Here is a 20,553-nt window from a genome sequence, read left to right as displayed (position 1 = left end):
TTGTCCGTTTGGCTTTATAGAGCTTTCGCTTTGTAAGGATTGTCCAGCAAAATACTCTCATCAACGTCGCTGAGCAATCGCTTGCCGCAGAGCGCCATGGTCACATCCATCTCTTTGGCGATGATTTCCAGCGCCCGCGTCACACCTTCGCGGCCACCAGCGCCCAGACCATAAAGGAAGGGGCGGCCGATATAGGTGCCCTTGGCACCCATTGCGACAGCTTTCAAAACATCCTGGCCTGAGCGGATACCGCCATCCATATGCACTTCGATCTTGTCGCCAACCGCTGCCACAATGCGCGGTAGCATGGAGATGGAGGACGCAGCGCCATCAAGCTGGCGTCCGCCATGGTTTGACACAATAATCGCATCCGCGCCCGTATCGACAGCGGCGCGGGCATCGTCTTCATCCAGAATGCCCTTCAGGATCAGCTTGCCGCCCCAGCGCTCCTTGATCCACGCCACATCGGCCCACGACAATTTCGGATCAAACTGCTCTGCGGTCCAGGAGGCGAGTGAGGAGAGATCTGAAACATTCTTGGCATGGCCCACGATGTTGCCAAAGGTGCGCCGCTTGGTGTTGAGCATCTCCATGCACCATAGCGGGCGGGTTGCCATTTGCCAGATATGCTTGGGCGTAAACTTGGGTGGTGCCGATAGACCATTGCGAAGATCTTTGTGGCGTTGTCCCAGAATCTGCAAATCCAGCGTCAGCACCAGCGCCGAGCATTTGGCGGCTTTGGCGCGATCAATGAGATTGTTGACGAAATCGCGGTCTTTCATCACATAGAGCTGAAACCAGAAGGGCTTGCGTGTGTGTAAAGCCACATCCTCGATCGAGCAAATGCTCATGGTGGAAAGCGTAAAAGGCACGCCAAAGGCTTCGGCAGCTTCGGCGGCCAGAATTTCACCATCGGCATGCTGCATTCCGGTCAGGCCGGTTGGTGAAATTGCCACCGGCATGGTCACCGGCTGGCCAATCATGGAGCTGGCCAGCGAACGGTTGGTCATATCCACCAGCACCCGCTGGCGCAGTTTGATTTTGCCAAAATCGCTTTCATTGGCGTTATACGTGCTTTCTGTCCATGCGCCACTGTCCGCATAATCAAAGAACATTTTTGGCACGCGGCGGCGGGCCTGTCGCTTCAGATCATCAATTGTAAGCGCGGTAGGCATGGGATGGGCTTCCTCTTAATAACTGCACGCACGAAGGTTGAGGCAGACGGTGCAAGACTGCGCAAGACTGCTCGGCCATGCTCAGTCGTAGCGCTTCCACCCCCGTGCCGCCAAGAGAGATTTTGCCGCAGTCTTCACTTTACAACGTCGCACAGTTTTTGATCCGTTGTCAGAGCGATGGGCATTTGGAAGCAGCACTTGCGTTTCAGGACTGTAAGAAAAACAACAAATGAATAAATTTTCATTGCTAAAAGTCATCTCTTTGCCCCTTCATTCATCTTTAATTCCAACTTGACAAAGCATTCATCCCGTAGTTTCGTCAAAAAAATTGAAATTGTTTGATGTTATGAAAATCATGTCGCCAAGTTCAATAAAATAATTTCATGATCGAAGGGAGGCGTTCATGGCTCATTTTAACCCGCTGACAAAAGGCGATAACGATCCCGTGTATGTAGTACACCATGGTGAGACAATCACGTCCTGGGTTGTGTCGCATTTGTCTGCCACCTATTTTCCGGGCGAGGCTGCGGTTGCGCAGGATCGCGCCAATTACCGTTTCATCAATGGCTTCGTCGATGTGGGTGATCTGCCGTGTCGCAAGGCTTTCTGGGCAACCATGGTGGGGCGCGACATTGCGCCGGATGTGTCTTGGGAGCCATCTCATCTCAACCTGCCGGGTGCCAATCGCCGGGTTGAGTTTACCAATTTCTGGCACGTGCCTCACCATGTTCGTCGTTGGCTTAGAGGTGGTTTTCGGGTTGATGCTGATCGCCGCTTGAGCTTGAGGGTCAAGACCTGTGGCGGGGTGCGCATCTTCGTCAATGGCAATGAGCAGGTGCGATTCGAGCCCTTTCGCCGCAATGTCGAATCAGTGACAGATGTGTCGCTTCAGCTGGTGGCGGGTGAAAACGACATTCTGATACACACGGAAGATCTGGCGGAGCGCGATACATTCTGGTTTGTTGAGCTGGAGGTCACCGATCCGCAGCCGATTGCTGTTGTGTTGCCGGTGGCTCTTGATGGTGCGGAACTGGCCCGGCTGGAAGCGCTGGTGCGCGGTGTGCGGCCGTCTTGCGATGTGTTTGTGCGCCAACCGCTGGAGCTTATGTTTGATGCGGCACCTGAAAATGATCTAGCCGTTGCGATTGAGGTTTTCAGCCACGGGCATGATCGCGCAATTTTGGTGTCGCAAACCGTGGTGCTCAAGGCGGGCGCAACACGGCTGCTGATTCCCGAAACGCATGACTTGCCCGACGGCTATCATGGGGTACGATTGCGGCTTGGGGAAGGGGCAGGCACCGTAAGCCGCACAATCGATGCGGCCTTTATGTCCGATCTGGCCCTGCCGCCGGGGGCTGCTACGCTGGAGATGCGAAAGCGGGAGGCCCTGATTTATTCCGCCCGCTTCGGCGCGCCGCGCATTGGCCGGGTTCTGGCCATGGCCGCCAGCGGTGAGATCGACCAAACCATTCTCCGCCAATTGGTGAATGATACGCTGGATTCGATTGATTGGCGAAAGGACTGCTCCGATTTTATCATGGTGCCATTGCTGTGGCTGCTGGCGGATTTTGCCGAGATTTTGCCTGATGATCTGCGAGACCGTGTGCAGCAATCGGTTCTGTCCTATCGCTATTGGGTGGATGAGCCGGGCAATGACACCATGTGGTTCTGGAGTGAAAACCATGTGCTGTGCTTTCACACAAGCCAGCTTCTGGCCGGGCAATTGCTGCCGGATTCGGTGTTTTCGGCTTCACAGCGCGTCGGGCGCGAGCAGGCGGCGCTTGCTGTCGAGCGCCTGAACAAATGGTTTGACAGTGTGGAGGCCCACGGTCTCGCCGAATGGAACTCGGCGGCCTATTACCCGATTGATTTTATTGGCCTGCTGGCTTTGGAGAAATTTGCGCCAAGCGAGATTGCCAGCCGCGCCCGCCATCAGCTCGATCTGATTTTCCGCATGATTGCGCTGCATACGCTTGCGGGCGTGCCTGCTGGCTCGCAAGGTCGCGCCTATGATAAAGAGTTGCGGGCTGGTCCGCTGACCGAGCTTGCGCCCTTTGCCTGGGTGGCGTTTGGCAAGGGCTGGTTGAATGGTGGCGTGGCATCCTTGCCAATGTTTTGTGCGTCATCCTACACGCCGCCCACCGATCTTGAGGCATTGGCACACATCGTCCCCGGTCGCTGTATCGAGGCGCGCTATGCGCAAGGGCTGGAAAGCGGCAAACTGGTGGTGTTCAAAACCGAGGCCTCGCAGCTTTCCACCGTGGTTGACCATAAAACCGGCACCCGTGGGCACCAGCAGCATGTGCTGGATATTCGGCTGGCTGGCCACCCCATGGCGCGGTTGTGGATCAACAATCCTGGCGAGGATGATCCGTGGGGCCATCAACGCCCATCCTATTGGGCTGGAAACGGCATTTTGCCGCGTGTTGCCCAGCATCGCGATATTGCCTTGATGATTTTTGACAGCCGCAAGAGTCGCTTGCCTCTGACCCATGCCTATCTCGGCCGCGATGGTCTGGACGAGATTATTTTGGAAAAAAACTGGCTTTTTGCGCGATCAGCGCACGGGTTTGCCGGTCTTTATAACAGCCATGGTCTTGAGATGATGGAGACGGGGGCCATGGCAGGCCGCGAGGTGCGCAGCAATACGCCGATCTCCGGTTGGGTCGCCGTGGTAGGCAGCGGCAATGAGGCTGATTTTGCCGCTTTCATGGATCGATTGCGGGCAACCCCCATCGGGTTTGATGCTGAAAGCCTTGTGCTGCGGGTGTCGCCTCCGGGGGCGGAGACATTGCAGCTGAATTACGATGGCCGGTTTTTGATCGGGCAAGAGGAACAGCCGTTTGCGCATGAACAGCCCGTTCCCACGCTGACCTATGACAGTGAGGCGGCTCCTGCGGATGGGATGGGTCCGCTTTTTCAACGCACACAAATTCAATAATCGGGTGGACGCTATGGATGGGAAGATTATGAACGCTCACGCATTGCAACAGACCATTGATCGCGTGGCCGGTGCCTTCAGCCGCCTGAAAGGCATTCAAGAAGGGCTGGTTGGCGCTGATGCAGGCCGGGGCATTCAATTTGATGAATGGGACTGGGAAGTGGGCGTTGGCCTTTATGGTTTCTTGCGCCGCGCTTTGGCGGCAAAAGACAAGGCCGCCCTTGATGATCTGGTCGATTGGTATGCCATGCAGATCGGGCGCGGTCTGCCGCCCCGCCAGATCAACAGCACAGCGCCCATGCTGCCGCTGGCAATTTTGATTGAACATGTCGATCGCCCCGATTTTGAAGCCTTGGTGCAGGATTGGGCCGATTGGCTGGTGAAAAGCCTGCCAAAAACCGAAGGCGGCGGCTTTCAGCATGTGGTCAAAGAACGGCTGAACGAGGGGGAGCTTTGGGATGATACCCTGTTTATGGCCGCCTTGTTTTTGGCCCGCGCCGGTGTGTTTTTTGATCGCAAGGACTGGGTGGATGAAGCGGTGCATCAATTTATGATCCATGCCCGTTATTTGTCCGATCCCGTCACCGGGCTTTGGTACCATGGCTGGACGTTCAACGGACGGCATAATTTTGCCAAGGCTTTCTGGGCGCGCGGCAATGCGTGGATCACCGTTGCCATTCCGGAACTGTTCTTTCTGGTGCCGGGTCTGGAGGCCAAAGACAAGCGCTTTTTAAGCCATGTTTTGCAAAGTCAGGTGGCGTCGCTCAAAGCGTTTCAAAGGCCCGATGGCGCTTTCCACACGCTTCTTAATGATCCCACATCGCCCACCGAAACCTCCGCCGCCGCTGGCATTGCCTATGGCATTTTGCGCGGCATTGAGGCGGGCATTCTCGAACCCGACGACAAGGCCCATGCGGATCGCGCACTTGCCGCCATCATGCGCCAGATTGACGACGAAGGCGTTGTGCATGGCGTTTCTGATGGCACGCCGATGGGCCATGATCTTGAGTTTTATCGTAAAATTCCCAACCTACCGACCCCTTATGGTCAGGCGCTGGTGCTGCTGTTGCTGACAGACGTGCTGGTTGCCCAAGGAGACACTGCATGACATCCCCGACCTATCTATCCATTACCGCCTCAGAGGCCAACAACACCGCAGGCATTCAAGCCGCTATCGATAGCGTCTCAGCGGCGGGCGGCGGCACCGTTGTCTTGCAGGCTGGCCTGCACAGTGTTGGCGGCCTCAAGCTGAAGACAGGGGTGGAATTGCATCTGACAGAGGGTGCCGTGTTGCAGCCCGTCCCGGATTATGCGGCTTACAGCGACAATATCGTTGATGTGATTGCTGAAAAATCCAACCGTGCCATGCTGGTGGCCAGCCGCGTCGAGAAGATTGCCATCACTGGTCCCGGCCGGATTGATGCGGGCGGTGATCACTTCATCATTGGCGATGACGAGAGTGTTGGTACCTTCACGCCTGCCGAGTTTCGCCCCCGTGTGCTGGTGGTGGAACACTGCAAGAATGTGCGCCTGACAGGTCTGGATGTTGCCAATTCGCCGATGTGGACCCTGCATTTTGTCAATTGCGAAGACCTGACAATCCGCAATGTGCGCGTCACCAACAATCGCCGGCTGCCCAATACTGATGGCATTGTGCTGGATGCCTGCCGTCGGGCACAGATTGAAGATTGCCAGATTTCCACCGCCGATGATGGTGTTTGCCTCAAAACAAGTGCTGGGCCGGATGGCACCGCCATTGGCACCTGCGACGATATTGTCGTGCGTCGCTGCACGGTTTCCAGCGTCTCATGCGCCTTGAAAATCGGCACGGAATCCTTTGGCGATTTCACCAATGTGGTGTTTGAAGATTGCAAGGTGGAGCAATCCAACCGTGGCCTTGGCATTTTCTCGCGCGATGGCGGGCGGGTGTCGAACGTGCGGTTCTCGCGGATTGATCTTGATTGCTTTGAAACGCCCGATGGCTTCTGGGGCTCAGGCGAGGCCTTGACGGTGACGGTGGTGGATCGCGTGTCTGAACGCCCTGCGGGTGCGGTTGAAAATCTGATCGTTGAAGACATCACCGGCAAGATGGAAGGCGCTGTGACCTTGGTGTCTGTTGCGCCTGCTGGCATTCATAATGTGCAGCTTTCGCGCATTCGGCTCGCGCAGCAGGCTGGCAAGCTCGGAACCGGTTTGCGCTACGATTTGCGCCCCACCAATGCCGATTTGACACCCGATCCCAATGCAGAAGGCCGTGCCAACGCATGGACCCGCGGCTCTGACGGCCGGATTGTCGGTTTGCTGGATTACCCCGGCGGCATGCCCGGTGCATTTGTGCAAGGCGTTACGGGCCTGAGCGTCGAGGATGTTGCCTTTGATCGGCCACAGCCTTTGCCACAGGGCTGGAACAGCCAGGAGCTTGTGCAGGCTGCTGCTTAAGGCGTTTTACCGATGATTAATCGCGGGGTGGCGCAACGCTGCCCCGCAACACCAGTTTACAGCCCAGTTCCAGCCGATGGGCAGGGCGCAAAGCATCATTGGCAATCACCCGCTGCTCCATCAGGCCTATGGCAGCCGCGCCCAAGCGGGCGCTTGGCAGTTGCACGGTGGAGAGCGGCGGTACGCTGAACTCTGCGGGCATGATGTCGTCGCAGCCCAGCACCGATACATCTTCGGGAACCCGGATTCCAGCGCCACTCAGCGCTTTCAGGCAGCCGAGGGCCAGATTGTCGGCGGCGCAGAAAATGGCGGTTGCTCCCTTCAACGAGCGGTCTTTTTCCAAAAGAGCCTTTATCGCCTTTTCACCCTCTTCCGGCTCAAAGCTGGCCGCTTCAACCACCATATCGGTGGGAGCTGGTAGACTGGCCGTCAGAAACGCATCAATATAGCCGTCCAGTCGGCGGCGAATGGTGGTGCGCCCCGGCCAGGTCAAATGCAGAATGCGGCGGTGGCCCAGCGATAAGAGATGTTCTGTGGCCTGCCGCGCACCAAAGCGATTGCCTGCCGTTACTGTGTCCAGCAGCATGGCGGGGTCTTCACCGTTGATGATCACGGTGGGGATGGGCAAATGGGTCAGGCTTTTGATCAACTCTGGGCGATCATCATTCAAGATAACAATGCCGTCGACTTTTTCGGTCTGCGACAAACGTTTGATCTCGCTTGCGTCAATGCGGTTTCCGGGGCTGATGGATGGCACAATGCGAATGGCGCGGCGTTCGCATTCCTGCCGCAGGCCGTTCAAAATGGTCCAGCTGACCAGATTCAGATCGCTCTGCGGGGCCGCATCGCCGGTGACGGCGAGAACAATGGCACGCAGGCTGGCAATTGAGCCTTTGTTGCGCCGCTTTTCAAGGTAGCCAAGACGCTGCGCACAGGAAAGCACCCTGTCTCGCACTTCGTTGGTCAAGGGGGCTGTGCCATTCAAGGCGTGAGAAGCCGTGCTCAAAGAGACGCCAGCTTCCTGAGCAACCTCACGCAAACCAATTTTTGTCTTCACGCATTCTCCTCACACGCTAGAACATCGGACCGAAAACTGGCTGCCAAATATCGACCGATATTTTATCTTCACAGCATAGTTTGTCATAAACTGTTATGAAGCCATACAAAACACTGTGAAGATTTTAATCTGCCGTGAGGATATCACCATTTTTATTGGATATGCGCCCTCAGCTTGATCAGGATTTTACATTTAATCTGCGTTCGCGCGTCAAGTCAAAGATCTGAACACCATCTTTCGGGCGGCTGCGGTTGCGCCACTTCGGATGTTTGAGTGTGTAGGACACATCGTCATAGCCCGCCTGCCAATGTTCTGTCACGGATTTGCGCGAGAACTCGGCGTCCATGGAATGAGTGGCATGAGCAGCACGGCGGTGGATGAGATGCACAATGGTGACATCATATTCATGACCAATGGAGCGTAGAATTTTGGCGTCTTCGTCATCTTTGAATTCTGCTGGCAGTTTATCCAATAGCCGTTTTGCGGCCCGCCGTACAATCTGCCTTTTGGCAAATTCATCGGTGTTCATGCGGGTTCGGCTGGAGAAGCGAATTTCTTTGGTGCGACTTTCGACTTCGAACTGGTCTTTGGGCATATCGCCGCGGGCGCTGAAAAGGTCGACCTGAAAAATATCCAGATCCCGTTCGCTGTCGTTGTTGTCCAGCACATATTGCAAAGGTGTATTGGACACCAACCCGCCATCCCAATAGTAACGTCCACCAATTTCCACCGGCGGAAAGCCCGGTGGCAAGGCACCCGAAGCCGCAATGTGACGAACATCAATCTGGGTGTGTCGGCTGTCGAAATAGGCGAAATTGCCCGTTTGCACCTCCACCGCGCCAAGGCTGAGGCGGGTTAAGCCATTGTTGATCAGCTTGAAATCGATCAATTCGTTGAGCGATTTCATCAAAGGCTCGGTGTCATAATAGCTGATCTGCGCCAGCGGATTGAACAGCCATTGATAGGGCGTGTGCAGGCGCGGAGAGAAAAATCCGGGAATGCCAAACGTTGCTCCAAGGGTGGCCGACATGTCATTGGTTGCCCGGCGCATCGGTGTTTCCTGCTCGCCGAAGTCATAGGTCAGGCCGGATGAGACCATATCCCAGAAGGTTTTAAGATTTTCCACGCGCTTTTCATGCGGGCTGCCCGCAATGATCGCAGAATTGATGGAGCCGATGGATATGCCAGCCAACCAGTCGGGTGCAACATCATGGTTGTGCAATGCTTCATAGGCTCCTGCCTGATAAGCACCCAGTGCACCGCCACCTTGAAATACAAAAATGCGGTCTGTTGTAGAATTTTTTGTAATGTCTGACATGAGCCACAAAATCCGTGCCGTTTATTGCAATGCGGCAACAATAACCAGATGTGGTTGGGGGCGCCACCGTTTAAACACGGGGGTTGGCTGTGATGATGTCACAATATTGTGGCGCAAAAGAATGCCGCGCGTCTTGTAGACGCGCGGCTCGAGATAGATAGAGAGACTGCATAATTCCCTACAGCGTCTTTTGTGCGCCCCGTTGGGTGAGATGCGCTGTCATGTGGATCAACTTGCAAGATCCAGAACGATACGTCCGTCGATCTTGCCTTCTTTCATGCGATCAAAGATGGCGTTGATATTTTCGATCTTGTCCCAGGAGAAATGGGCTGCGACCTTGCCTTCTCCGGCAAAAACCAGCGATTCTTCGAGGTCTTGCCGGGTTCCGACAATCGATCCACGCACGGTGATGCGCTTGAGAACGGTATCAAACACCGGAAGCGAAATGAAGCCCGGCGGCAGGCCCACTAGCGCCATGGTGCCCTTGGAGCGCAAGAAGCCATAGGCCTGTTCCATCGCTTTTGGCGAAACGGCCGTCACCAGCGCACCATGCACGCCACCGGTGGCCTTTTGCACCTGTTCAATCGCATTAGCATCACGGCCATTGACAATGACATCTGCGCCGAGCTTTTTCGCCAATGCCAGTTTGTCTTCAAAAATATCGGCGGCAACCACATGCATGCCCATGGCCTTGGCGTATTGCACGGCCATATGGCCAAGGCCGCCAATGCCGGAAATGACCACCCATTCGCCGGGCCGCACTTCTGTTTCTTTCAAGCCCTTATAGACGGTCACCCCTGCGCACAAGACAGGTGCTGCCGGGCCAAACGCCAGATTATCTGGCAGGCGACCGACATAATCAGGATCGGCAAGCCCATATTCGGCAAACGTGCCGTTGACTGAATATCCGGTGTTTTGCTGTGATCCGCACAAGGTTTCCCAACCCGTGCGGCAGGGTGTGCAGCAACCACAGGCGGTGTGCAGCCATGGCACGCCGATGCGATCGCCTTCCTTGATGCGGGTGACACCTGCGCCGAGCTTTGCCACAAAGCCAACGCCCTCATGGCCAGGAATGAAAGGCGGTGTGGGCTTGACCGGCCAGTCACCTTCAATGGCGTGAAGGTCGGTGTGGCAAACACCGGTCGCTTCATATTTGACCAGAATCTGGCCCGGTCCTGGATCAGGAATTGCGATTTCTTCGATGTTCAGAGGTTTGCCAAATTCCCGCAAGACGGCGGCTTTCATCAGCGATGCCATAGCGTTTTCACTCCCTTTTTAGGCGTATGCAATGATGGCAAATTCGCCATCTTGCGCCATTGAGTTGAGAGCAAGTTATGGGAGGGGATGCCTGTTTGAGTTGATTAGGATCAAACTTCTTTCAAATTTCACTTCCCGCCATGTGTGAGCATTGCGAAAACAACAATGCCCGGATCGGCGTTTATGTCGATCCGGGCATTTTGATCTTGGATATATCTCAAAAAGGATTATGCCGCGCCGGGATAATTTGGGCTTTCGCGGGTGATGGTCACACCATGCGGATGGCTTTCGCGAAGGCCAGCCCCGGAAATGCGGACAAACGTCGCCTTTTCCTGAAAGTCGATAATATCCTTGCCGCCAACATAGCCCATGGCTGCCTTGAGACCGCCTGCCAATTGATGCAGCACGGCAGAAACCGGACCTTTATACGGCACCTGACCTTCAATGCCTTCCGGCACCAGCTTCAAGGTGTCGCGGACTTCGGCCTGGAAGTAGCGGTCGGCAGAGCCTCGCGCCATAGCTCCCACGGAGCCCATGCCGCGATAGGCCTTGAACGAGCGGCCCTGATAGAGGAAGACTTCGCCTGGGCTTTCATCGGTGCCAGCCAAAAGCGAGCCGACCATGACGGCGGATGCGCCAGCGGCAATGGCCTTGGCCAGATCGCCCGAGAACTTCACACCACCATCGGCAATCACCGGAATGACGTGCTTATGGGCTTCTTCCACAGCGGCCATGATGGCAGCCAGCTGCGGCACGCCCACGCCTGCCACAATACGGGTGGTGCAAATGGAGCCGGGGCCAATGCCGACCTTGACACCATCTGCGCCCGCATCAATCAGGGCAAGGGTGCCAGCGCCCGTTGCCACATTGCCCGCAATCACCCGTACATTGCCGGAGAGCTTTTTAACGGCTGTCACAGCATCCAGCACGCGCTGGGAATGGCCATGAGCGGTGTCCACCACAATCACATCCACGCCAGCATCAATCAGGCGTTCTGCCCGCTCAATGCCATCTTCACCGGTGGAGATGGCAGCAGCGGCGCGAAGACGGCCTTGTGCATCCTTGGCAGCATGGGGGTTGAGCTGGGTCTTTTCAATATCCTTGACGGTGATCAGGCCAACGCAGCGGCCGTCATTGTCCACCACCAGCAGCTTTTCAATGCGGTTCATATGCAAAAGGCGCTTGGCTTCCTGCTGATCAACCCCATCTTTAACCGTGACGAGATTGTCCTTCGTCATCAGCTCATGAATTTTCTGGGAGTGGTCAGAGGCAAAGCGCACATCACGGTTGGTCAAAATGCCAACCAGACGACCGGGACGGCTGCCATTTTCCACCACCGGAATACCGGAGATGCGGTGCGTTTTCATCAAGGACAGGGCTTCGGCCAGTGTGGCTTCAGGATTGATGGTTACAGGGTTGATCACCATGCCGCTTTCAAACTTCTTGACCTGACGGACTTCCTCGGCCTGCTCAATCGGGGTCAGGTTGCGGTGGATAACGCCAAGACCGCCAGATTGTGCCATGGCGATGGCCAAACGGCTTTCCGTCACCGTGTCCATTGCGGATGACAGAATCGGCAGCGAAAGCTCGATATCCTTGGCGATGCGGGTGGAGATATTTGTCTGTCCTGGCATCACTTCAGAATGCCCGGGCTGCAAGAGGACATCGTCAAAAGTAAGCGCTTCTGCGCCGGTTGCCGATATTACGATGCGTGCCATGCCAATTTCCTTCGTGTGAATAGACAGAGTCCACCGGAAGATGACTGATCCACCGGTTTGCTTCTGCATGAAATGCTTGGAAGTTGGCGAGGGCTGGTAACACGTTCATGACAGGAAGGGAATAGCAAAAGAAACACTTGTGCATTATCGCGAAAATCATGACGCGGCTTCGGCTTTTGTCTCGTAAGGGGCAATTGGTGCCGATCATGGGCGCGCAACGCATCGAACCGCATGGTCAGGCTGTGTATAACTTTTGCAGCGCTTTCGCATAAAATTGCATGATTTTGTCTTGAATCGAAACGGTTTGCACCAAAGTAGGACTAGCTGTTTCATCGCATTTTCATTGAATTTACCAGTTGGCATTAATCAAAACTGAACGCCCTTCCGTTAGGCCCGTTTGTCGTGTTCCACATGATGTGAAACGAATCCTGCAAGTCTATGACGGGACGATGACGGCTATGAAGCTGCCCAATGAAGAGTCGCGCATTAACCCGCGCAAACAACCAAAGCAGAAGCGTAGTATCAAGCGCTTTGAAACGATCCTGGAGTCAGCAGAAACACTTATTGTTGCCCATGGCGTTGCACAGATGAAGATGACCGACATTGCTGCCCATGCTGGCGTGCCAGTTGGTTCTGTCTATCAATTCTTTCCGGAAAAAGCAGCCATTCTCAAGGCCATTCTCGACCTTCGTCTCAAGGCTGTCATGCAAGGTATTAAAGCCAGATTAAAGGATGTGCGCAGCGAAGCCGACGCGCGCGCAAGGGTCATTGATTTGATCGAGGATGGAGCGCAAATTCATCTTCATCATCCGCTCTGCCGAGAATTGTGGATGGCCACCTCGGTCGATCCCGATCTGGCACAATTGCAGTATCAAGCCCATGAGGATCTGGGTGCGTTGGCGTGCAATGTACTTGGACCATTTGTTGGTGAACGCGAAGCCGACTCTGAGCGCGACCGTTTTGTGCTTGTTTCCTTGCTGACTGGTTCTGTGCTGCGCTGTCTGGCGGATGGCAATGAGCGGGCAGGGGCATTGCTGGATGAATGGAAGAGGCTGGTGTGCGACATTGTTCTGTCGCCCGCCAAACCAGCGCCCAAAGAGTGACGCAACAACCAAACAAAGCAGGGCCGCGCAAGCGACGCCGTTCTTACCAGCCGGGAATGATATGGCCCGGCTTTAAGCGCGGAAACTGACGGCCGAAGCTTTTTACATCCGTATCCAGATCATCTTCGTGGGGTGCCGGTGTCATGTTGTCCAGACATGCGGCGATGTGATCGCTGATGGCGTTCATCAGCGATGGCGAGAGGCCGGGACGCTTCATGATCCCGATTTGCACCGGCGGCAGCGGTGGGAAGCCATCGGCCTGGGTCAGCACTTTCATGCCGCCGCGAAGGGCGGACTCCGGCATGATCGAAACCGCAAGCCCGGCGAGAACAGCGGCCGCGACAACGGTGGAAGACCAGCTGGTGAACAGCACCTGATAGTCGCGCCCATCCGCATCCAGCGCCGAGCAGGCAAGCTGGCGCCAGTTGCAATCACGCCGCCCCACAGCAAGCGGCACGGGCGCGCCTTCCTTGAGCGCATGATTGGCAGAGCCAACCCAGCAAAGCGGCTCGGTGCGCACCACATCTGAGTGTCGCGCCACCGGATTGTGAGTGACAAGGGCAATATCGAGTTCGCCGCGGCCCATTTTTTCCGCAAGGCTGACAGAAGGTTCGCACACAATAAAAAGCTCGACATTGGGATGCGTCTTGGCAAAACGCCCAATAATTTCAGGCATGTACCTGTCGGCGTAGTCGTCTGGCGTGCCAATGCGCAATGTGCCTTCCAGCCGGTTGTCGTCAAAGGCGGCCATGGCTTCGCTGTTGAGGCGAATGATGCGCCGCGCATAATTCAGCAGCTTGTCGCCTTCCGCAGTCAGTCGATTTCCACGCCCGTCTTTGATGAACAATTGCTTGCCAATGCGCTCTTCCAGCCTGCGCATCTGCATGGAAACGGCGGATTGTGTTTTGAACACCCGCGCTGCCGCTTTGGTAAAGCTGCCGGTGTCAATAATGGCGACAAACGTCTGAAGCTGGTCAATATCAAGGGGCGCGGACATGGTTCACATTCCATCAGAAGGATTGATGATTATCATTAGAAACATTCGTTGGACTGATCAATACAAATTTGGCATTTCTCCCCCACAGCGTCTTGCACCATGGATGATGCACAAAGGACGCTGTAGCAGTAAACGATCAATCGGTCTGGCCGTTCGCGGCTTTCCCCTCAACGCTTTTCCATCGCTGTAGGTCTGGTTGTCAGACTGGCGGCTTTTCTCGTGCCAAACGCAAAAGGATGATGATCATGCGCACGACCTTTGAAATGACCCACCGTACATTTGCCGATGTTGCCATGGCTTCTGCGGTCACGCTTCGCAAATATGCACAGCAGGTCAAGGCGGTCGTTCGTCTCTGGAGCAATCGTCAAGCGGTCATAGGTCTTGAAGAGATGGATGATTATCTGCTCAATGACCTTGGCCTGACGCGCACAGATGTCAAGCATGCCTTGAGAAGCGGTTCCTATATGGCAGACCCATCGATCACGCTGGCGCTTCAAGCGAAGACGAGACGGTCTCGCTCTGAGCTTTCTCTCGGATAAGTGCGCAATCGCAACTGCAAATCTCAAATCCCCGCAGGGAGTTATGCCAATAATCCCTGCTTTTGCCCGGTAACAGCCGCCTGTTGCCGGGCCTTTTTATGTCAGGCTTCGCTCTTGTCAGCTTTCTCTGCCGATGGTGCCGATTTGCTATCGACTGCATAGGTTTCGAAGATTTTCTCCATGCTCTTCTGGTAGTTCTTTTGAACTTCCAAACCACTATCAAACATGGTGTTGATCATATCTGATACGCTTTTCTTGGCATCTGGCTCCGGCTCTGGAGTTGTCTGCACCTCAGGCGTCGTGCCAAAAGAGGTGTTGAGCATATCCTGCCAGGCTTTGGCATAAGGATTGTCCAAAAACGGATTGGTGCTGGCCTGTGGCTTTGGTGCAGGCTTTGCCTGCGCTAATCCCATCATGTCTTTCCAGGCATTCATGAAGGGATTGTCAAAAGGATCGACGGATGGTTTTGGCGCTGGCTTCGGCGCAAAGCCTGTTGCTTCCAGCCATTGCTGCACCATGGGCGCAATCGGCGTGGCGGTAAATGGATTGGTACCTGCTCCCATTTGGCCCAGACCCTGTTTCATCAATCCGCCCATGATCGTGTCGGCCATGGTGGGTAACATGCTTTTCAGAATGTCCTGACCAATGCCGGTGACCTGTGCGGCCTGCGCGGCAATGGCCTTTGAAACCTCTTTCGAGCCAAACAATTGTTGCAGCACCTGATTGCCGTCAGCCACGCCCTGTGGCGTGAAGGCTTTGCTGAGGTCTTCAAAATATTGTCCGTAATTGCCAGACGACATGGCGGAGAAAAGCCCCGATAAATCGTAGGGGTTTGTAGCGGTGCGCTTTAATCCGGAGGAAAAAGCCGGAGTCAAAGCGGCCAAGGCCTGTGCGACCTGCTCTTGTGCCAAGCCAAATTGTTTGGCCATAGCGTCCATGGCCGCACCGTTTTGCGCTTTCAGCATCATTTCAAACAGTGTCATCATCGGCTTTCGTTCCCCTCGCGCAGGCTTTCCACACAACACCTGAAAGCGATAGCAGCCTGAGGTGGATGATGCATAAAGCGACAATTTTATAGCCGCCAAAGCCTGTTACATCAGACGAATGGCGTTACTATCCAACAGTATAACGGGAAAAATGCGCCTGCAAATGGCTTTTTCCCGTTATCGCAGGCGTTTCTTATAAATATTGATGAGGTGTCCGGCAAAACCGCAGCGTGTGATCAATATTGGTAGGCGGAAAAGATCGGATCGACCGATTTGTTCCATTGATGCGCGTAGCTTTCCAGCATGGCTTGCGCAACGGTGCGACCGGTCTGAGCAATGGTATCGAGCGGATCGAGATAGAGCGATTCGTCCTGCCCTGCCGCATTCAGGCGCGCGCGCGCCTTCAGGCCGGCCCTCGAAATCTTCAAGGCCTCCCGCACGATATCCAAGGCGGTGTGGCCCTTGATTTTCGCGCTCAACCCTTCTGAAGGAACGGCATCGCGCAAAGCCGTCACATCACTCAGATCCCAGTCCGCGGTCAATGCATCTGTGGCCGCCAGCGTTTGCTCATCATAGAGCAAACCAACCCAGAAGGCTGACAGTGCAGTGATATGGCTTTTGGGGCCACAGTCAGCACCGCGCATTTCCAAAAAGCGCTTCAAGCGCACATCGGGGAAGAGTGTGCCGAGGTGATTGGTCCAATCGCCCAATGTGGGCTGCCATTGGGCAATTTCACCCTTGAGCGCGCCATTCATGAATTGGCGGAAGGTGATATGGGTACAGTCGTGATAACGGCCATCGCGCACCACGAAATACATCGGCACATCCAGCGCCCAATTTGCGTAATCGGTAAAGCTGAAATCAGGCTGGAACACAAATGGCAAAAGCCCGGCACGGGCATTGTCGGTATCGCGCCAGATCTCGCCGCGCCAGGATTGCATGCCATTTGGCCTGCCCTCGGTAAAGGGCGATGCGGCAAACAGCGCGGTGGCGATCGATTGCAGCTTGGTGGAAACGCACATTTTCGTGCGCATATCGTCTTCAGAGGAGAAGTCGAGGTTAACCTGAATGGTTGAGCTGCGATACATCATGTCGAGCCCGAATCTGCCAACTTTCGGCATGTAGCGGGTCATGATCTCATAGCGGGATTTCGGCATTTTCGGGGTCTGCGCAAGGCTCCACAGCGGGCTGCCGCCCATGCCAAGAAAACGGATGCCCATCGGTTCGGCAATGTCGTGCAAAACCTTGAGATGGTGCGCGGTCTCGGCCTCGGTCTCGTGCAGGGTTTCGAGGGCAGCCCCGGAAAGCTCAAACTGGCCACCCGGCTCGATGGAAATCGCCCCTTCACCGCGCCCGCCTGCAAGACCAATGATGTGCGGGCCATCCATGATCGGTTCCCAGCCAAGCTTTTCCTGCATGCCGGTCAAAAGCGCATGGATGCTGGCCTCACCGAAATAGGGAACCGGGCTGTGATCGGCCATGAAAAACCCGAATTTTTCATGCTCGGTGCCCAAGCGAAATGCCGATTTTGGCTTTGCACCCTGCGCCATATAATCAGTCAGTTCCCCAACAGAGGTCAAAGGTGTGTCATCAGTGGTATCACGGGCCATGGAGACGACCTTATTTTGTCCATTTCGGTTCACTGCGCAATTGCGGCGATCTGTGGTGGCTCACAGGGTCGCATGCAGCGGGTTTTGTGTTTTGCAACGTATTAGAGCCTGTCAGGTTCAGATTGAACCAGACAGGCTCTAAACTTCTTTGTTTCGTTTGTCTTTTCGGGAAAACCGGTTTCCACTTTTCCCTGACAAACTCTAGATACGGCAATCCGGTCTGGGTGATAGGGCGTAATCCCGCTGTTGCGCAAGCAAATTTTGCGATTTTGGCGTTCAGTTTTATTGAACAAAGGTCTATGTGTTGTATCGCCCTTATTTCCAGTCGCCTACTGAAGCCTGCACAACGGCAAGCGCCGCAACGGCTGCCGTATCGGCGCGCAAAATGCGTGGTCCAAGCGGAATAGCGGTGACAAAAGCAAGCGAGCGCAGAAGAGCGCGCTCTTCGTCTGAAAACCCGCCCTCGGGGCCGACCAGCAGAGCCAATTGTTTTTCTGCGATCGCCTGCAAGATCGTCATCGGATTATTGGTCGCGCTGTCTTCATCGCAAAAAATAATGCGCCGCTCTGGTGACCAACGCTCCAGCAGGTCTTTAAGCTTTGCGGGGGCTCGAACCTCCGGCAGTGCCAGAATGCCGCATTGTTCTGCCGCTTCCAGCGCATTGGCTTGCAGGCGCTCCAAGCTGCCGATCTTGCCCTGGACATGCTGGGTCATCACGGGTTGCAAGATGCCTGCACCCATTTCAACCGCCTTTTGTACCAGATAATCCATGCGCCCGACTTTGAGTGGAGCAAAGAGAAACACAAGATCGCTTGGGGCTGGTTGCGGGCGAGCCTGCTCAAAGGGGGTCAGCAGAATGCGCTTGCGGGCTGGAAAGGAAAGGCTTGCCTGCCACTCGCCATCGCGGCCGTTAAACAACAGCACGTTTGTGCCATCCGTCATGCGCAACACATTGGCAAGGTAATTAAACTGCTCAGGCGTGGCTTCAATGGCGATGTTTTGGCTCAAGTCTGCATGTACGTGCAATCTCTGCATACGATAGTTTGCCCGCATGGCAATGCCTCATTCTCTTGTCGTCTTGCATTCAGCCGAAATTCGGTTTTCCCGCTCAACCAATGCCTTTCTTATCCAATCAGCGCGAACATAGCGCGGTAAACCACGGCTGCAAGCCCGGCTGAAACCGGCAGCGTTACGGCCCACGCGCCCATGATGGTCAAAATATGAGAACGGCGCACCAGACGACGCCGTTTTTGCTCATCAACATTGACGGCTTTGGGTTTTTTGACCTGCCATTCGGAGGATTTCATCTGCAAATACGCCATCCGTCGGCGCGAATTGTTGTTATACCACTCGCGAAAAAATCCCACGCCAAATACCCCGCCAATGGCAATATGAGTGGAGCTGACGGGCAGGCCCAAAGTGGAGGCAGTGATGACGGTGACGGCCGATGACATGGAAACACAATAGGCGCGCATGGGGTTCAGCTTGGTGATTTTGCTGCCGACAAGCTTGATCAGCCGCGGACCGAACAACAAAAGGCCAATCGAGATGCCAAATGCGCCAATGACCAGCACCCAGAAGGGGATAAAGTCCGCATTTTGCAAATTGGTCTGGCGAATGATGTAAATAATGCCGGTGAGCGGACCAATGGCATTGGAGACGTCATTGGCACCATGGGCAAAGGAGAGCAAGGCGGCCGAACCGATCAAAGGCAAGCGAAACAGTTTGCGCAAGGACTGGTTGCGGTTTTCCAACCCTTCGGCTTGCCGTGACAAAAGCGGTATGCTGCCGAGCCAGGCAGCGCATCCCGTTGCGATTCCGAGCAGAAGTGCAGAATGAGAGACTGTGCTGAAGCCTTGGCCGACCGCTTTCACGCTTAAATAGCAGGTAAAACAGCCCATCATCAGGCCATTCAACACGGGCACCCAGCGTTTTGCGGCAGCTATTTTATTGGGGCGATAGACGATGAACTCGTAGATCAGATAGAGAATTCCGGCTGCAATCAGCGCGCCGAGAATGGGAGAGATCATCCAGCCCAGGGTGATGTTGATGATAACCTGCCAATTGATGGCTGAAGAGCCAATGGCTGCCGCTGCTGCGCCAAGTACGCCTCCGACAATCGAGTGGGTTGTCGAAATCGGCGCATTCAGCCATGTGGCAATGTTGATCCAAAGAGCTGCGGCCAAGAGTGCTGCCATCATGATCCCGATGAAAATCTGAGGATCTGGCAGGAAAGACGGTGAAATGATGCCCGTGGCAATTGTAGCCGTGACGCGCCCGCCAGCAATAAAGGCTCCCGCGATTTCAAAGATAGCCGCCATCACCAAAGCCCAACCCATGGAAATGGCTCTCGCACCCACGGCGGCCCCGACATTGTTGGTTACGTCATTGGCACCAATGTTCATGGCCATATAGGCGGCCAGTGCCGAGGCTGCGACCACAATACCCGCCTGCGCATGATTCTGGGTAAAGCCAAGACCGAGAATACCCGCGACAATCAAAAAGATGAGGGCGACACCAAGCGGCGCGATTTTTCGGCTCACCTGTTGAGCTGCCTGCTCCAGGAAGGTCAGGCGGTCCAGATCTTTATCGAGCGTCTTTGCTGCGCGTTTTGGGGTCGGATTGTTCATGCTGAAGACACGGTTCGTTGAAATGAGGCAAGATATGTGCCGCATACTCTCGTGAACCAATTCCGGTACAGCGAAGATTTACACGGCCTATTTGATTCGGCACCGGAGCTGGCCCTGTAAATTGGCCCTCTAACAAGGCAAGACAGGGCAGCGGTGTCGCCCTGGCTGATAACACTTTTTGCCTCGCGGTTGATAATATAAAAGGGCGCGATTTAGCGAGTGACGTTGCCAGCTTTGGCTGCATCTCGTTTACGCGAAAGCGACAGCAAATGGAACAAACGTTTCAATTGCGGCTCACGGACCCGATCGGCGGCCTCCTCACAACTGACCCATTCCAGCGTGCGGGTGCCTTTTTCCGGGTAGTCCTCAAGCAATTCCTGGACGCGCAAAAGATAGACCTTGACTTCGCAGGGCACTTTCAGGCCGCCGGGCATGGCTTTGTCATAGCTAAAAGAACCGAAGCTGTCTTTTTCGGCTCGGCCTTTCACGCCTGCTTCTTCATAAGCTTCGCGTTCTGCCACCGCATGGGACTTTTTGGAGCCCATGGGCCAGCCTTTGGGAATCACCCAACGGCCCGTATCGCGGCTGGTGATCAGCAATACCTCGATATCAGAGCCGTTGCCTTCAGAGACGGGCCGATAGCATATCGCGCCGAATTGCTGCTTCGGCGGGCGCCGGAACATTAATTCCAATTCGGACAAGATACGGTTGAGCACGGCCAAAAAACAAATCTCCTACTTTCAAGAATCATAATATAACCAATCCTTGCATGAATTGCGCGCG

Annotated in this window: 16 protein-coding genes; 5 read left to right on the top strand and 11 right to left on the bottom strand. The window is 55.1% G+C overall.

Annotated elements, in window-relative coordinates; genetic code table 11:
* Positions 1-14: 14 nt before the first annotated feature.
* Positions 15-1,175, bottom strand: a complete 1,161-nt coding sequence (locus E6C51_RS15535; RefSeq protein WP_190236633.1) for an alpha-hydroxy acid oxidase — start codon at positions 1,173-1,175, stop codon at positions 15-17.
* Between the two features lie 403 nt (positions 1,176-1,578).
* Between E6C51_RS15535 and E6C51_RS15530 the strand changes: the two genes are divergently transcribed.
* From E6C51_RS15530 to pglB, 3 genes are read left to right on the top strand one after another with little or no spacing between them, the layout of a single operon-like run.
* Positions 1,579-4,116, top strand: coding sequence for a hypothetical protein (locus tag E6C51_RS15530; RefSeq protein ID WP_190236632.1), 2,538 nt, complete (start codon positions 1,579-1,581; stop codon positions 4,114-4,116).
* Between the two features lie 28 nt (positions 4,117-4,144).
* Complete coding sequence (bglB, locus tag E6C51_RS15525; protein WP_230987359.1) at positions 4,145-5,224, top strand: beta-galactosidase BglB; 1,080 nt, start codon at positions 4,145-4,147, stop codon at positions 5,222-5,224.
* A complete protein-coding gene (gene pglB / locus E6C51_RS15520) occupies positions 5,221-6,555 on the top strand; it encodes a polygalacturonase PglB (RefSeq protein ID WP_190236630.1) in 1,335 nt (444 codons plus the stop codon). The genes bglB and pglB overlap by 4 nt, the downstream gene beginning before the upstream one ends.
* A 16-nt stretch (positions 6,556-6,571) precedes the next feature.
* Here the strand turns inward: pglB and E6C51_RS15515 are convergent, their stop codons facing one another.
* From E6C51_RS15515 to guaB, 4 genes are all read right to left on the bottom strand, one after another.
* Complete coding sequence (locus E6C51_RS15515) at positions 6,572-7,612, bottom strand: LacI family DNA-binding transcriptional regulator (RefSeq protein ID WP_190236629.1); 1,041 nt, start codon at positions 7,610-7,612, stop codon at positions 6,572-6,574.
* A gap of 178 nt (positions 7,613-7,790) precedes the next feature.
* A complete protein-coding gene (locus E6C51_RS15510) occupies positions 7,791-8,930 on the bottom strand; it encodes a DUF3734 domain-containing protein (protein ID WP_190236628.1) in 1,140 nt (379 codons plus the stop codon).
* Positions 8,931-9,158: 228 nt separating this feature from the next.
* Complete coding sequence (adhP, locus tag E6C51_RS15505) at positions 9,159-10,187, bottom strand: alcohol dehydrogenase AdhP (protein ID WP_190236627.1); 1,029 nt, start codon at positions 10,185-10,187, stop codon at positions 9,159-9,161.
* A 227-nt stretch (positions 10,188-10,414) separates the two neighbouring features.
* Positions 10,415-11,905: an IMP dehydrogenase gene (guaB, locus tag E6C51_RS15500; protein WP_190236626.1), complete on the bottom strand. Its 1,491-nt coding sequence runs from the start codon at positions 11,903-11,905 to the stop codon at positions 10,415-10,417.
* Between the two features lie 449 nt (positions 11,906-12,354).
* Between guaB and E6C51_RS15495 the strand changes: the two genes are divergently transcribed.
* Complete coding sequence (locus E6C51_RS15495) at positions 12,355-13,008, top strand: TetR/AcrR family transcriptional regulator (RefSeq protein ID WP_146935147.1); 654 nt, start codon at positions 12,355-12,357, stop codon at positions 13,006-13,008.
* 43 nt (positions 13,009-13,051) lie between these two features.
* Here the strand turns inward: E6C51_RS15495 and E6C51_RS15490 are convergent, their stop codons facing one another.
* On the bottom strand, positions 13,052-14,005 hold the full coding sequence (locus tag E6C51_RS15490; protein WP_190236625.1) for a LysR substrate-binding domain-containing protein: 954 nt from the start codon (positions 14,003-14,005) through the stop codon (positions 13,052-13,054).
* Between the two features lie 245 nt (positions 14,006-14,250).
* Here E6C51_RS15490 and E6C51_RS15485 point away from each other — a divergent pair, with 245 nt between their 5' ends.
* Complete coding sequence (locus E6C51_RS15485) at positions 14,251-14,544, top strand: DUF1127 domain-containing protein (protein WP_190236624.1); 294 nt, start codon at positions 14,251-14,253, stop codon at positions 14,542-14,544.
* 101 nt (positions 14,545-14,645) lie between these two features.
* On the opposite strand, the gene E6C51_RS15480 is transcribed toward E6C51_RS15485, so the two are convergent.
* From E6C51_RS15480 to E6C51_RS15460, 5 genes are all read right to left on the bottom strand, one after another.
* Entirely contained in the window at positions 14,646-15,530 is an 885-nt protein-coding gene (locus E6C51_RS15480; RefSeq protein WP_190236623.1) for a DUF937 domain-containing protein, read from the bottom strand.
* A gap of 236 nt (positions 15,531-15,766) precedes the next feature.
* Positions 15,767-17,140, bottom strand: coding sequence for a glutamate--cysteine ligase (locus tag E6C51_RS15475; protein ID WP_190236622.1), 1,374 nt, complete (start codon positions 17,138-17,140; stop codon positions 15,767-15,769).
* Positions 17,141-17,455: 315 nt separating this feature from the next.
* Complete coding sequence (locus E6C51_RS15470) at positions 17,456-18,193, bottom strand: 16S rRNA (uracil(1498)-N(3))-methyltransferase (RefSeq protein ID WP_190236621.1); 738 nt, start codon at positions 18,191-18,193, stop codon at positions 17,456-17,458.
* Between the two features lie 71 nt (positions 18,194-18,264).
* Complete coding sequence (locus tag E6C51_RS15465; protein WP_190236620.1) at positions 18,265-19,770, bottom strand: inorganic phosphate transporter; 1,506 nt, start codon at positions 19,768-19,770, stop codon at positions 18,265-18,267.
* A 212-nt stretch (positions 19,771-19,982) separates the two neighbouring features.
* Positions 19,983-20,486, bottom strand: a complete 504-nt coding sequence (locus tag E6C51_RS15460) for an NUDIX hydrolase (protein ID WP_330999776.1) — start codon at positions 20,484-20,486, stop codon at positions 19,983-19,985.
* Positions 20,487-20,553: the final 67 nt, after the last annotated feature.

It is taken from the genome of Gillisella terrae, assembly GCF_004801395.1.
Lineage (GTDB): Bacteria > Pseudomonadota > Alphaproteobacteria > Rhizobiales > Rhizobiaceae > Allorhizobium > Allorhizobium terrae.
Note: the sequence above shows the minus strand (reverse complement) of the source record. Positions and strands in the feature narration are given on the sequence as shown.

Coding starts and splice junctions, on each gene's coding strand:
- E6C51_RS15535 (WP_190236633.1), bottom strand. CDS start 1,175: ATGCCTACCGCGCTTACAATTGATGATCTGAAGCGACAGGCCCGCCGC.
- E6C51_RS15530 (WP_190236632.1), top strand. CDS start 1,579: ATGGCTCATTTTAACCCGCTGACAAAAGGCGATAACGATCCCGTGTAT.
- bglB (WP_230987359.1), top strand. CDS start 4,145: ATGAACGCTCACGCATTGCAACAGACCATTGATCGCGTGGCCGGTGCC.
- pglB (WP_190236630.1), top strand. CDS start 5,221: ATGACATCCCCGACCTATCTATCCATTACCGCCTCAGAGGCCAACAAC.
- E6C51_RS15510 (WP_190236628.1), bottom strand. CDS start 8,930: ATGTCAGACATTACAAAAAATTCTACAACAGACCGCATTTTTGTATTT.
- adhP (WP_190236627.1), bottom strand. CDS start 10,187: ATGGCATCGCTGATGAAAGCCGCCGTCTTGCGGGAATTTGGCAAACCT.
- guaB (WP_190236626.1), bottom strand. CDS start 11,905: ATGGCACGCATCGTAATATCGGCAACCGGCGCAGAAGCGCTTACTTTT.
- E6C51_RS15495 (WP_146935147.1), top strand. CDS start 12,355: ATGACGGCTATGAAGCTGCCCAATGAAGAGTCGCGCATTAACCCGCGC.
- E6C51_RS15490 (WP_190236625.1), bottom strand. CDS start 14,005: ATGTCCGCGCCCCTTGATATTGACCAGCTTCAGACGTTTGTCGCCATT.
- E6C51_RS15485 (WP_190236624.1), top strand. CDS start 14,251: ATGCGCACGACCTTTGAAATGACCCACCGTACATTTGCCGATGTTGCC.
- E6C51_RS15480 (WP_190236623.1), bottom strand. CDS start 15,530: ATGATGACACTGTTTGAAATGATGCTGAAAGCGCAAAACGGTGCGGCC.
- E6C51_RS15475 (WP_190236622.1), bottom strand. CDS start 17,140: ATGGCCCGTGATACCACTGATGACACACCTTTGACCTCTGTTGGGGAA.
- E6C51_RS15470 (WP_190236621.1), bottom strand. CDS start 18,193: ATGCGGGCAAACTATCGTATGCAGAGATTGCACGTACATGCAGACTTG.
- E6C51_RS15465 (WP_190236620.1), bottom strand. CDS start 19,770: ATGAACAATCCGACCCCAAAACGCGCAGCAAAGACGCTCGATAAAGAT.